This window comes from Pseudomonas sp. MF6747 (assembly GCF_963890955.1).
Lineage (GTDB): Bacteria > Pseudomonadota > Gammaproteobacteria > Pseudomonadales > Pseudomonadaceae > Aquipseudomonas.
The window spans coordinates 26,300-40,203 of sequence record NZ_CAWPSZ010000023.1 but is presented as its reverse complement, the minus strand read 5'-3'; the positions used below and the strand labels follow the sequence as shown (position 1 = coordinate 40,203).

Genomic DNA, 13,904 nt, shown 5'->3' with positions numbered 1-13,904 from the left:
CACCGCGTTGCCACCGAAGTGCCAGCCTTCGGCACTAAAAGTCGGAAAAAAGCCACGGAATCGGGGTAATAGTAGCGAGAAGATACACTTTGCGAGGCCTGGATGAACACTTATCTGCGCACACCGCTTGCTAACGGCCGCCGTGGGATTAAGCTGAGCGCCGTTTTTGCCTATCGGAGTGCCTCATGTCCCGTCGTTTGCCGTTGATCCTGCTGCTTATTGCCTTGCCTTTATGGCTGGCCGCCAGTTATGGCGCACGTTACGGCTTTATGGAGGATGGCCAGTGGGTTGGCATCTGCGCCGATGAGGCCAGCCGCTGGGAATGCCAGTTGCGCTCGAACCTGGGGCTGATGATTCACTTCAAGGTGTTGGGCTGGGCCGCGTTGGTTACATCGGTGCTGGGATTTTTTGTGCCGGGCCGTGCCGGATGGGGCTTGGCCGTGTTGGGGATGGTGTTCGGCTTGCCGGCGCTGGCGTTGTACAACACCACGTTTGCGGTGTTTGCGGTGGTGATTGCAGGGTTGCGGCTGGTCAGGAAGCCGCGGGCGGCCTGACAGGCGCTCTTCGCCCGCAAGCCCGCTCCCACAGTTTGACCGCGTGAATTCGGCCTTAATGTGGGAGCGGGCTTGCCTGCGATGGCGGCCTTAAGCCTTGCGCACGCGCAAGCAACGCCACAAGGCTACAACCATCAGCACACTCACGATTGCCCAACCCCACGCCTGCTGGTTCTGCACACCTTCGCGATACAGCTGTGGCGCAATGCCAGCGCCGATGATGAAGGCCAGCAGCGCAATCTCCCGACGCGGGCCGGTTACCGGGCGAACCAGGTAAACCAGCGCCGGCAACACCAGCGCCGCACTCGGGAAGCTGCGATAACGCGGGTCAAACACCAGCGCCAGCATCATTACCGCACCGGCGAACCCGGCGATTGCCACCAGCCAGCCCGCGCGTTGCTCCAGCCAATTAAAGGCCCGCTCACGCCAACCGTCGCGCGCGCTCAGGGCCAGGGCGGCGTGGGCCAGCACCAGCAGGTTCAACACCACCAGCAAGCCTGCCCACACCCATTCATCGTTGAAGCGCGCGGTAACGCGGGTCAGTTCGGCCCAGGTGCCGATGGAACAGGCCGCTACGGCACCGAGCAATGGCAGCATGAGTGCTGCGCGCGTGCTGCGAACGCGCCCGCCAAGTACCAAGGTGCCCAGCAGGATAATCCCGCCCACGCCCAGCCACAGCGGCCAGTACGGCACATTGCTGACCGGCCCGGCGAGGATGCCCTTGTCCTGGCGATCAGCATCAAACAGCCCCCAGTAACCCCCGACCGCGCCTTCGCTGGCGCGTTTCCATGGCTGGTCAAAGGCTTCGATCAGGTTGTAATGCCAGCCATTGGCCTCGGCCATGGCCACAAAGCCGCGCATGAATTTGGCCTCATTGACCCGGCTCGGCACGGCGGTTTCGCGCTGGCGGCCTTCGCTGGGCCAGCCAGTCTCGCCGATCAGCACGTCCTTGGGAGCGAACTGGTTGCCGAAAGTCTGACGTACATCACCCACATGCTTGAGCGCCTGGTCGATGCCCGACGGGTCATCTTCCCAATACGGCAGCAGGTGAATGGTCAGGAAATCCACCGCCGGGGCGATTTCCGGGTGCTTGAGCCAGAACTCCCACACGTCGGCATAAGTCACCGGCTGTTTGATCTGGCTTTTGACCTTATGGATCAGCGTCACCAACTGCTTGGCGGTGACTTCCTTGCGCAGCAGCGCTTCGTTGCCGACGATCACCGAGGTGACCACGTCCGGGTTGGCGTTGGCGGCAGCGATCAGCTCGGCGACTTCTTTTTCGGTGGCAACCGGGTCACTGCTGACCCAGGCGCCGGCCATCAACTTCAACCCATGCTTACGTGCCAGGTCCGGCAAGGCTTCCAGGCCGGTCATGGAGTAGGTGCGAATGCATTCAAAGCGGGTGGCCAGCAGGGCCAGGTCGGCGTCCATGCGCTCGGGGCGCAGCTTGAAAGGCTGGTCGAACGGCGACTGGTCCTTGTCGAACGGCGTGTACGAGGCGCATTGCATTTTGTGGCTGGCGCTGGCCACGTCCGGCAACACCACGGGCCGGCCGAGGCCGTACCAATAGCCGACAAGGGCAAGCACGCCGAGGATCAGGGCGAAAATATAGGGCAGGGCAGGGAAGCGGGCAGTCGCGGGCATGGTCGGCTTATCTGGGGAGCAAAGGCGCGCATCTTACCCGGATTTAGCCCGTCCCAGTGCGGTCGCATAATTTAGACATGCAAAGTTCGGGCGGGATTTTGCTGCGATGTCCTACAAATCGTCCTGCTGGCGATGTGATGTCGTTTCTTGCTCACCTGAGGTCGCAGTCAGAGCAGGTCCAAGGCCCCGGCAGGTTGATGATCGAAGTGTCAGCACTCCACTGATGTCTGGGCCGCCGGATCGATGCGCGTGAAGGGGGCGCGGTGCACCACATAACAACAGGTTGACGTCGCTCGGCATCCGCCGGGCGCAGCACTTTCGGGGAAGTACTATGAAGATGCGACGACTCTTGGGCGCAGCTGCCACTCTGGTAGTTGCGATGAGCTCCACACTGGCCAGCGCCGACAGCAAAACCCTGAGCATCGGTTACGTAGATGGCTGGTCTGACAGCGTTGCCACCACCCACGTGGCGGCAGAAGTGATCAAGGAAAAGCTCGGTTATGACGTGAAACTGCAGGCCGTCGCTACCGGGATCATGTGGCAGGGCGTGGCCACCGGCAAGCTCGACGCCATGCTCTCTGCCTGGCTGCCCGTGACCCACGGTGAGTACTGGGCCAAGAACAAGGACAAGGTGGTCGACTACGGCCCCAACTTCAAGGATGCAAAAATCGGCCTGATCGTGCCGGAGTACGTCAAGGCCAAATCGATTGAAGACCTCAAGACCGACACCACCTTCAAGAACAAGATTGTCGGCATCGATGCCGGTTCAGGCGTGATGCTCAAGACCGACGAAGCCATCAAGGCCTATGGCCTGGACTACAAGCTGCAAGCCAGCTCGGGCGCCGCGATGATCGCCGAACTGACCCGTGCCGAAGACAAACAGGAGTCCATTGCAGTCACCGGTTGGGTGCCGCACTGGATGTTCGCCAAGTGGAAACTGCGTTTCCTGGACGATCCAAAAGGAATTTATGGGGCTGCTGAAACCGTCAACAGCATCGGCAGCAAGGGCCTGGAGAAGAAGGCGCCGGAAGTCGCCGCCTTCCTGAAGAAATTCCAGTGGGCCTCCGAGGATGAAATCGGCGAAGTCATGCTCGCTATTCAAGAGGGTGCCAAGCCGGATGCGGCGGCCAAGGACTGGGTGGCCAAGCACCCTGAGCGTGTGGCCGAGTGGATTGGTAAATAACCGTCGAGCTGTCTAGCTAGCACCTTGCAAGCCCGCCTGGCGTTTTCGTCAGGCGGGTTTTGTCGTTTCTGGGGTAAAGGCTGTCACTTTAATCAGTTCAAAGTTGGCGCCAACGCTAATGTCGTTCTAATACTAAGGTCGTCTGGAACCTGTTCTGCAGCCGCATACAGTGGATACGTTCCAATAATAAAAAAGCTGTGCTGCGAGGATAAAAACAATGAACGACAGCATTTACCTCTCGATTCAAAACAGCCCGCGTTTCAAGGAGCTGGTGAGAAAAAGGGAAAGGTTCGCCTGGATTCTCTCGGCGATCATGCTAGGGCTTTACTCCGCTTTCATCCTGTTGATTGCCTACGGGCCACAAGTGCTGGGGGCCAAGCTCAGCCCCGGTTCCTCGATTACCTGGGGAATCCCGATCGGGGTCGGGCTGATTGTGTCGGCCTTCATTCTTACCGGCATCTACGTACGGCGCGCCAACGGCGAATTCGACGACCTGAACAATGCGATTCTCAAGGAGGCTGCGCAATGATCCGGCGTTTATTGGCTGTAGGTGGCGCTTCGATCTTCGCGCCCGCCGTTTGGGCAGCGGATGCCTTGACCGGTGAAGTGCATAAGCAACCGCTGAATATCGCAGCGATCCTGATGTTCGTGGCGTTTGTCGGCGCAACGCTGTGCATCACCTACTGGGCGTCCAAGCGCAACAAATCGGCGGCTGACTACTATGCGGCCGGCGGCAAGATTACCGGCTTCCAGAACGGCCTGGCGATTGCGGGCGACTATATGTCGGCAGCGTCTTTCCTGGGTATTTCCGCGCTGGTGTTCACTTCCGGCTACGACGGCCTGATCTATTCGATCGGCTTCCTGGTGGGCTGGCCGATCATTCTGTTCCTGATCGCCGAGCGCCTGCGTAACCTGGGCAAGTACACCTTTGCCGACGTGGCGTCCTATCGCCTCGGGCAAACCCAGATCCGCAGCCTGTCGGCCTGTGGCTCGCTGGTGGTGGTGGCGTTCTACCTGATCGCGCAGATGGTTGGCGCGGGCAAGCTGATCCAACTGCTGTTCGGCCTGGATTATCATGTGGCGGTGATTCTGGTGGGCATCCTGATGTGCCTGTATGTGTTGTTCGGCGGCATGCTGGCGACCACCTGGGTGCAGATCATCAAGGCAGTGCTGCTGCTGTCCGGTGCCTCGTTCATGGCGCTGATGGTGATGAAGCACGTCAACTTCGACTTCAACACGCTGTTTGCCGAGGCGATCAAGGTTCACCCTAAAGGTGAAGCGATCATGAGCCCGGGCGGCCTGGTGAAAGACCCGATCTCGGCGTTCTCCCTCGGGCTGGCGCTGATGTTCGGTACTGCTGGCCTGCCGCACATCCTGATGCGCTTCTTCACCGTAAGCGACGCCAAGGAAGCGCGTAAGAGCGTGCTGTATGCCACCGGCTTCATCGGTTACTTCTACATCCTGACCTTTATCATCGGCTTTGGCGCGATCCTGCTGGTCAGCACCAACCCGGCGTTCAAGGACGCGGCAGGCGCCTTGCTTGGCGGCAACAACATGGCGGCGGTGCATTTGGCCAACGCGGTGGGCGGCAGTATTTTCCTGGGATTCATCTCGGCCGTGGCGTTTGCCACCATTCTGGCAGTGGTTGCCGGCTTGACCCTGGCGGGTGCTTCGGCGGTGTCCCACGACCTGTATGCCAGCGTGATCAAGAAGGGCAAGGCCAACGAGAAGGATGAGATTCGCGTGTCGAAGATCACCACCATCGCCCTGGCGGTGCTGGCAATCGGCTTGGGTATCTTGTTCGAGAGCCAGAACATTGCGTTCATGGTCGGCCTGGCGTTCTCCATTGCTGCCAGCTGTAACTTCCCGGTGCTGCTGCTTTCCATGTACTGGAAAAACCTCACCACCCGCGGCGCGATGATTGGCGGCTGGCTGGGCTTGATCAGTGCCGTTGGCCTGATGATCCTCGGCCCGACCATCTGGGTGTCGATCCTGCACCACGAGAAAGCTATCTTCCCGTACGAATACCCGGCGCTGTTCTCGATGATCATTGCGTTCATCGGCATCTGGTTCTTCTCCATCACCGACAAGTCGGCGGCGGCAGAGAAAGAGCGTGCGCTGTACTTCCCGCAGTTCGTGCGTTCACAAACGGGCCTGGGGGCGAGTGGGGCGGTTAACCACTAAGCGTCGTAACGGTTACAAAAAAAATGCCCCGGTCGTGAGATCGGGGCATTTTTTTGCTTTTATTGGTAACGGATTTCACAAAACTGTTTCTCAAGTCTGGCATCAATAAAAAGCAGATAGTTGATCGTTCCCACGCAGAGCGTGCGAACGATCAGTCGGTGGCTGGGGTTTCTGGGGTGTCTTGGCTGGCCTCATCGCGGGCAAGCCCGGCTCCCACCTTTGAAATGCATTCTCCCGTAGGAGCTGACTTGCCTGCGATGGCGCCGGGCCTGGCGACACAAACAAAAACGGCCTCCACAAAGGAGGCCGTTTTCAGTACAGCTAAGCGCTTGATGGCTTACTTGCGGTCTTCCAGCTTGGTGATGTCACGCGACTCGTAGCCGGTGTACAGCTGGCGCGGGCGGCCAATCTTGTACGGGCTGGAGAGCATTTCTTTCCAGTGGGAGATCCAGCCCACGGTCCGCGCCAGGGCGAAGATCACGGTGAACATGCTGGTTGGAATGCCGATCGCCTTGAGGATGATCCCCGAGTAGAAGTCGACGTTCGGGTACAGCGAGCGCTCGATGAAGTACGGATCGGTCAGCGCGATCTCTTCCAGGCGCATGGCCAGTTCGAGTTGCGGATCGTTCTTGATGCCCAGCTCCTTCAACACTTCGTCGCAGGTCTGCTTCATCACGGTGGCGCGCGGGTCACGGTTCTTGTAGACGCGGTGACCGAAGCCCATCAGCTTGAACGGATCGTTCTTGTCCTTGGCCTTGGCGATGAACTTGTCGATGTTCGAGACATCGCCGATTTCATCGAGCATGGTCAATACGGCTTCGTTCGCACCGCCGTGGGCAGGGCCCCAGAGTGCGGCGATACCGGCGGCGATACAGGCGAACGGGTTGGCACCCGAGGAGCCTGCCAGGCGTACGGTAGAGGTGGAGGCGTTCTGCTCGTGGTCGGCGTGGAGGATGAAGATCCGGTCCATGGCCTTGGCGAGTGTCGGGCTGATCGGTTTGATCTCGCACGGGGTGTTGAACATCATGTGCAGGAAGTTTTCCGCGTACGTCAGGTCGTTGCGCGGGTACATCATGGGTTGACCCATGGAGTACTTGTAAACCATTGCGGCCAGGGTTGGCATCTTGGCAACCAGGCGGATCGCGGAGATTTCGCGATGCTGCGGGTTATTGATGTCCAGGGAGTCGTGATAGAAGGCCGACAGGGCGCCAACCACGCCGCACATCACGGCCATCGGGTGGGCGTCGCGACGAAAGCCATTGAAGAAGGTCTTCAACTGCTCGTGAACCATGGTGTGGTTCTTCACGGTGCTGACGAACTGGGCTTTTTGCTCGGCTGTTGGCAATTCGCCATTTAGCAGCAGGTAGCAGGTTTCGAGGTAGTCCGATTGCTCGGCCAGCTGCTCGATCGGGTAGCCCCGGTGCAGCAGAATGCCATTGTCGCCGTCGATATAGGTGATCTTCGACTCGCAAGAGGCGGTCGACATGAAGCCTGGGTCGAAAGTGAAACGGCCCGTGGCCGTCAGGCCCCGTACGTCGATAACATCGGGACCAACGGTGCCGGTTAAAATGGGCAGCTCGACGGGGGCTGCGCCCTCGATGATCAACTGCGCTTTTTTGTCAGCCATGTGGCCTCCTATTTATGCTTCAAATCATCAGACAGACCCCCCACGCAGGGCCCGCACCACTATAGTGAGATAAATTCAGATGTCAATTTGCCTAAAGTCTTGCTCCAGAAGGCTTTAACCGTACTTTTTCGTCGAAATTGACTGCCATTTACGCCTTTTATCCCGCCAGCGCAATCAGCTATTAGGGTGAGGAGCGCGCGTTGTCATTAGTAACCTAACTGTCTATACTCGGCCACCGACCGCCAAGGGCTTTTGGGCTTGCTTTCATTGGGGGTCGCACTCCCTGGGTGGTGCTTACCTGACCAGTGCACTCCCCAACAACTTTGCCCTGATTGTTAGGGGCTCTTCAGTGTGAAAAAAAGCCGTGAATAGCCAACGACCTGTAAACCTAGACCTAAGGACCATCAAACTCCCCATCACCGGCGTTACGTCGTTCCTGCACCGTGTTTCCGGCATCATCCTGTTCCTGGGCTTGGGCATCATGCTTTATGCATTGAGCAAATCCCTGGGTTCCGAGGAAGGTTTTGCCGAGGTGAAGGCATGCTTGACCAGCCCGCTGGCCAAGTTCGTAGCATGGGGCCTCCTGTCCGCTCTGCTTTATCATCTGGTAGCCGGCGTGCGCCACTTGATCATGGATATGGGCATCGGTGAGACGCTGGAAGGCGGCCGCCTGGGCTCGAAAATCATCATCGCCATTTCCGTGGTGCTGATCGTTCTGGCAGGAGTTTGGATATGGTAACCAGCGTTACGAACCTTTCGCGTTCAGGCCTCTATGACTGGATGGCGCAGCGTGTGTCTGCGGTCGTTCTCGCGGCTTATTTCATTTTCCTGATCGGATACCTCGTCGCAAACCCGGGCATTGGCTATGAGCAATGGCACGGCCTGTTTTCCCACAATGCGATGCGAATCTTCAGTCTGCTGGCACTTGTAGCTCTGGGCGCTCACGCCTGGGTCGGCATGTGGACCATCGCGACTGACTACCTGACGCCGATGGCGCTGGGCAAGTCCGCGACTGCAGTCCGTTTCCTCTTCCAGGCAGTATGCGGCGTTGCGATGTTCGCTTACTTCGTCTGGGGTGTGCAGATTCTTTGGGGTATCTGATTCATGGCTAACATTCCAACTATTTCCTTCGACGCCATCATTATTGGTGGCGGCGGTGCTGGCATGCGCGCAGCGCTGCAGCTGGCCCAGGGCGGTCACAAGACTGCCGTGATCACCAAAGTGTTCCCAACGCGTTCCCACACCGTATCGGCCCAGGGTGGCATCACCTGCGCCATCGCGTCCGCCGACCCGAACGATGACTGGCGCTGGCACATGTACGATACCGTCAAGGGTTCCGACTACATCGGTGACCAGGACGCTATCGAATACATGTGTCAGGAAGGCCCGGCCGCCGTGTTCGAGCTGGACCACATGGGTCTGCCGTTCTCGCGTACCGAGCAGGGTCGTATCTACCAGCGTCCATTCGGCGGCCAGTCGAAGGATTACGGTAAAGGCGGCCAGGCTGCCCGTACGTGTGCTGCGTCCGACCGTACCGGTCACGCGCTGCTGCACACCCTGTATCAGGGCAACCTGAAAGCCGGCACCACGTTCCTGAACGAGTACTACGCAGTTGACCTGGTAAAAAACGCTGACGGCGCATTCGTTGGTGTGATCGCCATCTGCATCGAAACCGGTGAAACCTCCTACATCCGCGCCAAGGCTACCGTTCTGGCGACTGGTGGTGCAGGCCGTATCTACGCATCGACCACCAATGCCCTGATCAACACCGGTGACGGCGTTGGCATGGCACTGCGTGCAGGCGTACCGGTGCAAGACATCGAAATGTGGCAGTTCCACCCAACCGGCATTGCCGGCGCCGGCGTACTGGTAACCGAAGGTTGCCGTGGTGAAGGTGGCTACCTGATCAACAAGAACGGCGAGCGCTTCATGGAGCGTTATGCTCCGAACGCGAAAGACCTTGCCGGTCGTGACGTTGTAGCGCGTTCGATGGTCAAGGAAATCATTGCCGGTAACGGCTGTGGCCCCAATGGCGACCACGTACTGCTCAAGCTCGATCACCTGGGCGAGGAAGTACTGCACAGCCGCCTGCCGGGTATCTGTGAGCTGTCCAAGACCTTTGCTCACGTTGACCCGGTGGTTGCTCCGGTTCCGGTTGTTCCGACTTGCCACTACATGATGGGCGGCGTGCCGACCAACATTCATGGTCAGGCGATCACTCAGAACGCCGACGGCGTGGACGAGATCATTCACGGCCTGTTCGCGGTAGGCGAAGTGGCGTGCGTATCGGTTCACGGCGCCAACCGCCTGGGCGGCAACTCGCTGCTCGACCTGGTGGTATTCGGTCGTGCTGCCGGCCTGCACCTCGAGAAGGCATTGACCGACGGCATCGAATACGATGACGCGACCGACGCCAACATCGAAACTGCCCTGGCGCGTCTGAACGCTCTGAACGAGCGTACCGATGGCGAAGACGTGGCAACCCTGCGTCGCGAGCTGCAAAACTGCATGCAGAACTACTTCGGTGTATTCCGTACCGGCGAATACATGCAGAAGGGTATTGCCCAGCTGGCCGATCTGCGCAAGCGCATCGCCAACGTCAAGATCAACGATAAGAGCCAGGCGTTCAACACCGCTCGTATCGAGGCCCTTGAGCTGCAAAACCTGTTGGAAGTGGCTGAAGCGACTGCGATCGCCGCCGAGGTTCGTAAGGAATCCCGTGGTGCTCACGCTCGTGAAGACTTTGAAGACCGCGACGACGAGAATTGGTTGTGCCACACCCTGTACTTCCCGGGTGACAAGCGCGTGACCAAGCGTGCCGTGAACTTCTCGCCGAAAACGGTTCCGACGTTTGAACCGAAGATTCGGACTTACTAAGGGTGGCTGCCATGTTGAAAGTCAGTGTTTATCGCTACAACCCTGATCAGGACGCTGCGCCGTTCATGCAGGAATTCCAGGTTGATACCGGTGGTAAAGACCTGATGGTGCTGGACGTACTGGCCCTGATCAAAGAGCAGGACGAGGGTTTCTCCTATCGTCGCTCTTGCCGTGAAGGTGTGTGCGGTTCCGACGGCATGAACATCAACGGCAAAAACGGCCTGGCGTGCATCACGCCGCTGTCTGCCGTGGTGAAAGGCAACAAGCTGATCGTTCGTCCTCTGCCAGGTTTGCCGGTTATCCGTGACCTGGTCGTCGATATGAGCATCTTCTACAAGCAATACGAGAAAGTTAAGCCGTTCCTGCAGAACGACACGCCGGCTCCGGCCATCGAGCGTCTGCAGTCCCCGGAAGAGCGTGAAAAGCTCGACGGTCTGTACGAGTGCATCCTGTGCGCTTGCTGCTCGACTTCGTGCCCGTCCTTCTGGTGGAACCCGGACAAGTTCCTGGGTCCAGCTGCCCTGCTGCAAGCGTATCGCTTCCTGGCAGACAGCCGTGACACCAAGACGTCCGAGCGTCTGGCTTCACTGGATGACCCGTTCAGCGTATTCCGCTGCCGCGGGATCATGAACTGCGTCAACGTATGTCCCAAAGGCCTGAACCCGACTAAGGCCATTGGTCACATCCGTAACATGCTGCTGCAAAGCGGCGTGTAACCGACGTTGTAACAAAGCAGGACCGTTGTGCCCGTAAATGCTACGGCGCAGGCTTCAACCGGCGCCGTAGTTTTAACTTGAGCAGCGACTTACAAAGCCGCGGCTCTTATTTTGAAGAAATGAGACAAGCAGGGGCATTCGGGTTGGTACCCGAACTATCAGCGTGATCCTAAGTGGCTTGTTTTGGTCGCTGCACTTGGCCTTTTGCAAGCAAACTCGGTGTTTTCGCCGGTGGTGTCCCCAAATCGAGGGTGACCAAGCATGCAAGAAAGCGTGATGCAGCGCATGTGGAACAGCGGCTATCTTTCAGGTGGTAACGCTGCCTATGTGGAAGAGCTTTATGAGCTCTACCTGCACGACCCTAACGCTGTGCCAGAAGAATGGCGCACCAAATTTCAGACGTTGTCTTCAGACGGCAACGCTGCCACCGATGTATCGCACGCAACAATTCGCGATCAGTTTGTGCTGCTGGCAAAGAACCAGCGCCGCGCTCAGCCGGTTTCCGCCGGGAGCGTGAGCAGCGAGCACGAGAAGAAGCAAGTTGAAGTACTGCGACTGATCCAGGCTTACCGGATGCGTGGCCACCAGGCGGCCCAGCTTGACCCGCTGGGGCTCTGGCAGCGTCCTGCACCTGCTGACCTGTCGATCAATCATTACGGCTTGACCAATGCCGATCTTGATACGACCTTCCGTGCCGGCGACCTGTTCATCGGCAAAGAGGAAGCGAGCCTACGCGAAATTCACGAAGCGTTGCAGCAGACATATTGCCGCACCATCGGCGCTGAATTTACGCACATCACCGATTCCGAGCAGCGCCACTGGTTCCAGCATCGTCTGGAAGGTGTGCGTGGCCGTCCGGTTTTGTCTGCCGATGTACGCAGCCACTTGCTGGAGCGCGTGACCGCAGCCGAAGGTCTCGAGAAATACCTGGGTACCAAATACCCGGGCACCAAACGTTTCGGCCTGGAAGGCGGCGAAAGCCTGATTCCAATGCTCGACGAGCTGATCCAGCGTTCCGGTTCCTACGGCACCAAGGAAATCGTGATCGGCATGGCTCACCGTGGTCGCCTGAACGTGTTGGTCAACACCTTCGGCAAGAACCCGCGCGAGCTGTTCGACGAGTTCGAAGGCAAGAAGAAGGTCGAGCTGGGTTCCGGTGACGTTAAATACCACCAGGGCTTCTCGTCCAACGTGATGACCACCGGCGGTGAAGTTCACCTGGCCATGGCCTTCAACCCATCCCACCTGGAAATCGTTTCTCCAGTGGTCGAGGGTTCGGTTCGTGCTCGCCAGGATCGTCGCAACGATTCCACCGGTGAAAAGGTTCTGCCGATTTCCATCCACGGTGACGCGGCATTTGCCGGTCAAGGCGTGGTTCTGGAAACGTTCCAGATGTCGCAGACGCGCGGCTTCAAGACCGGCGGTACGGTTCACATCGTCATCAACAACCAGGTGGGTTTCACCATCAGCAACCCGCTGGACGCGCGCTCTACCGAGTACGCCACCGACGTTGCCAAGATGATCCAGGCGCCGATCCTCCATGTGAATGGTGATGATCCGGAAGCCGTGCTGTTCGTGACCCAACTGGCCATCGACTACCGCATGCAGTTCAAGCGTGACGTGGTGATCGACCTGGTCTGCTACCGTCGTCGCGGTCACAACGAAGCGGATGAGCCTAGCGGCACCCAGCCGTTGATGTACCAGCAAATCACCAAGCAGCGCACCACCCGTGAGCTGTACGCCGAAAGCCTGATCAAGGCCGGTGTGGTTGACGACGCGCGTGTTCAGGCGAAGATCGATGAATACCGCAACGCGCTGGACAACGGTCTGCACGTAGTAAAAAGCCTGGTTAAAGAGCCGAACAAAGAGTTGTTCGTTGACTGGCGTCCGTACCTGGGCCACGCCTGGACTGCGCGTCACGACACCTCGTTCGATCTGAAAACCCTGCAGGAACTGTCCGCCAAGCTGCTGGAAATTCCAGATGGCTTCGTGGTGCAGCGCCAGGTTGCGAAGATCTACGAAGACCGTCAGAAGATGCAAGCCGGCGGCCTGCCGATCAACTGGGGTTACGCTGAAACCATGGCGTACGCGACCCTGGCGTTCGAAGGTCACCCGATCCGCATGACCGGCCAGGACATCGGCCGCGGTACGTTCTCGCACCGCCACGCGGTATTGCACAACCAGAAAGACGCGGGCACCTACATCCCGTTGCAGAACCTGTACGAAGGCCAGCCACGTTTCGACCTGTACGATTCGTTCCTGTCCGAAGAAGCCGTACTGGCGTTCGAATACGGTTACTCGACCACCACGCCAAACGCGCTGGTGATCTGGGAAGCCCAGTTCGGCGACTTCGCCAACGGTGCCCAGGTGGTTATCGACCAGTTCATCACCAGCGGCGAGCACAAGTGGGGCCGTCTGTGCGGTCTGACCATGCTGCTGCCACACGGTTATGAAGGTCAGGGTCCGGAGCACTCTTCGGCCCGTCTGGAGCGTTACCTGCAGCTGTGCGCCGAGCACAACATCCAGGTGTGCGTGCCGACTACTCCGGCCCAGATCTACCACTTGCTGCGTCGCCAGGTGATCCGCCCGCTGCGCAAGCCGCTGGTAGTGCTGACCCCGAAATCGCTGTTGCGTCACAAATTGGCCATCTCGACCCTGGAAGATCTGGCCGACGGTTCGTTCCAGACCGTGATTCCAGAAATCGACACCCTGGACGCCGCCAAGGTCACTCGCCTGATCCTGTGCAGCGGCAAGGTTTACTACGACTTGCTGGAAAAACGCCGTGCCGAAGGCCGCGAAGACATCGCCATCGTGCGTATCGAGCAGCTTTACCCGTTCCCGGAAGACGACCTGATGGAGGCCATCGCGCCTTACACCAACCTCACCAACGTGGTGTGGTGTCAGGAAGAACCGATGAACCAGGGCGCGTGGTACAGCAGTCAGCATCACTTGCGTCGCAGCATCGGTAACCACAAAACAGGCCTTGGCCTTGAGTATGCCGGTCGTGATGCTTCTGCTGCACCTGCGTGTGGTTATGCGTCGATGCACGCCGAGCAGCAGGAAAAACTGCTGCAAGATGCTTTCACTGTTTAACGCCTTCGCGCTGACTGAAACCGAAT

11 protein-coding genes are annotated in these 13,904 nt (G+C 58.8%); 9 read left to right on the top strand and 2 right to left on the bottom strand.

The genetic code is table 11. From position 1 onward, the window contains the following. The first annotated feature begins 185 nt into the window (after window positions 1-185). Complete coding sequence (locus AACW30_RS19045; RefSeq protein WP_106576748.1) at window positions 186-554, top strand: hypothetical protein; 369 nt, start codon at window positions 186-188, stop codon at window positions 552-554. A 90-nt stretch (window positions 555-644) separates the two neighbouring features. Here AACW30_RS19045 and AACW30_RS19040 read toward each other — a convergent pair whose 3' ends face one another. Continuing rightward, window positions 645-2,198: a glycoside hydrolase family 17 protein gene (locus AACW30_RS19040; RefSeq protein ID WP_106576747.1), complete on the bottom strand. Its 1,554-nt coding sequence runs from the start codon at window positions 2,196-2,198 to the stop codon at window positions 645-647. Between the two features lie 331 nt (window positions 2,199-2,529). On the opposite strand from AACW30_RS19040, the gene AACW30_RS19035 reads away from it, so the two are divergent. From AACW30_RS19035 to AACW30_RS19025, 3 genes are all read left to right on the top strand, one after another. Beyond that, a complete protein-coding gene (locus AACW30_RS19035; RefSeq protein ID WP_200623014.1) occupies window positions 2,530-3,381 on the top strand; it encodes a glycine betaine ABC transporter substrate-binding protein in 852 nt (283 codons plus the stop codon). A gap of 217 nt (window positions 3,382-3,598) precedes the next feature. Beyond that, window positions 3,599-3,910 carry a DUF485 domain-containing protein gene (locus AACW30_RS19030; RefSeq protein ID WP_106576745.1) on the top strand — a complete coding sequence of 104 codons (312 nt, stop codon included), beginning with the start codon at window positions 3,599-3,601 and terminating at the stop codon, window positions 3,908-3,910. Beyond that, on the top strand, window positions 3,907-5,565 hold the full coding sequence (locus AACW30_RS19025) for a cation acetate symporter (protein ID WP_106576744.1): 1,659 nt from the start codon (window positions 3,907-3,909) through the stop codon (window positions 5,563-5,565). Before AACW30_RS19030 ends, AACW30_RS19025 begins: the two co-directional genes overlap by 4 nt. Window positions 5,566-5,902: 337 nt before the next feature. Here the strand turns inward: AACW30_RS19025 and gltA are convergent, their stop codons facing one another. Beyond that, complete coding sequence (gene gltA / locus AACW30_RS19020) at window positions 5,903-7,192, bottom strand: citrate synthase (protein WP_078047629.1); 1,290 nt, start codon at window positions 7,190-7,192, stop codon at window positions 5,903-5,905. A 364-nt stretch (window positions 7,193-7,556) separates the two neighbouring features. On the opposite strand from gltA, the gene sdhC reads away from it, so the two are divergent. The 5 genes from sdhC (at window position 7,557) to AACW30_RS18995 (ending at window position 13,878) form a co-directional block, all read left to right on the top strand. Next, the gene (gene sdhC / locus AACW30_RS19015) at window positions 7,557-7,931 is read left to right on the top strand and encodes a succinate dehydrogenase, cytochrome b556 subunit (RefSeq protein WP_106576743.1); all 375 of its coding nucleotides are present in this window, start codon (window positions 7,557-7,559) and stop codon (window positions 7,929-7,931) included. Next, entirely contained in the window at window positions 7,925-8,293 is a 369-nt protein-coding gene (gene sdhD, locus AACW30_RS19010; protein ID WP_003172805.1) for a succinate dehydrogenase, hydrophobic membrane anchor protein, read from the top strand. The genes sdhC and sdhD overlap by 7 nt, the downstream gene beginning before the upstream one ends. A gap of 3 nt (window positions 8,294-8,296) precedes the next feature. Next, window positions 8,297-10,069: a succinate dehydrogenase flavoprotein subunit gene (gene sdhA / locus AACW30_RS19005; protein ID WP_106576742.1), complete on the top strand. Its 1,773-nt coding sequence runs from the start codon at window positions 8,297-8,299 to the stop codon at window positions 10,067-10,069. A gap of 11 nt (window positions 10,070-10,080) precedes the next feature. Next, window positions 10,081-10,785, top strand: a complete 705-nt coding sequence (locus AACW30_RS19000) for a succinate dehydrogenase iron-sulfur subunit (RefSeq protein WP_003172807.1) — start codon at window positions 10,081-10,083, stop codon at window positions 10,783-10,785. A 261-nt stretch (window positions 10,786-11,046) separates the two neighbouring features. Next, window positions 11,047-13,878 carry a 2-oxoglutarate dehydrogenase E1 component gene (locus AACW30_RS18995; RefSeq protein ID WP_106576741.1) on the top strand — a complete coding sequence of 944 codons (2,832 nt, stop codon included), beginning with the start codon at window positions 11,047-11,049 and terminating at the stop codon, window positions 13,876-13,878. The last annotated feature ends 26 nt before the right edge of the window (window positions 13,879-13,904 follow it).

Coding starts and splice junctions, on each gene's coding strand:
- AACW30_RS19035 (WP_200623014.1), top strand. CDS start 2,530: ATGAAGATGCGACGACTCTTGGGCGCAGCTGCCACTCTGGTAGTTGCG.
- AACW30_RS19040 (WP_106576747.1), bottom strand. CDS start 2,198: ATGCCCGCGACTGCCCGCTTCCCTGCCCTGCCCTATATTTTCGCCCTG.
- AACW30_RS19045 (WP_106576748.1), top strand. CDS start 186: ATGTCCCGTCGTTTGCCGTTGATCCTGCTGCTTATTGCCTTGCCTTTA.
- AACW30_RS18995 (WP_106576741.1), top strand. CDS start 11,047: ATGCAAGAAAGCGTGATGCAGCGCATGTGGAACAGCGGCTATCTTTCA.
- AACW30_RS19025 (WP_106576744.1), top strand. CDS start 3,907: ATGATCCGGCGTTTATTGGCTGTAGGTGGCGCTTCGATCTTCGCGCCC.
- sdhD (WP_003172805.1), top strand. CDS start 7,925: ATGGTAACCAGCGTTACGAACCTTTCGCGTTCAGGCCTCTATGACTGG.
- AACW30_RS19030 (WP_106576745.1), top strand. CDS start 3,599: ATGAACGACAGCATTTACCTCTCGATTCAAAACAGCCCGCGTTTCAAG.
- gltA (WP_078047629.1), bottom strand. CDS start 7,192: ATGGCTGACAAAAAAGCGCAGTTGATCATCGAGGGCGCAGCCCCCGTC.
- AACW30_RS19000 (WP_003172807.1), top strand. CDS start 10,081: ATGTTGAAAGTCAGTGTTTATCGCTACAACCCTGATCAGGACGCTGCG.
- sdhA (WP_106576742.1), top strand. CDS start 8,297: ATGGCTAACATTCCAACTATTTCCTTCGACGCCATCATTATTGGTGGC.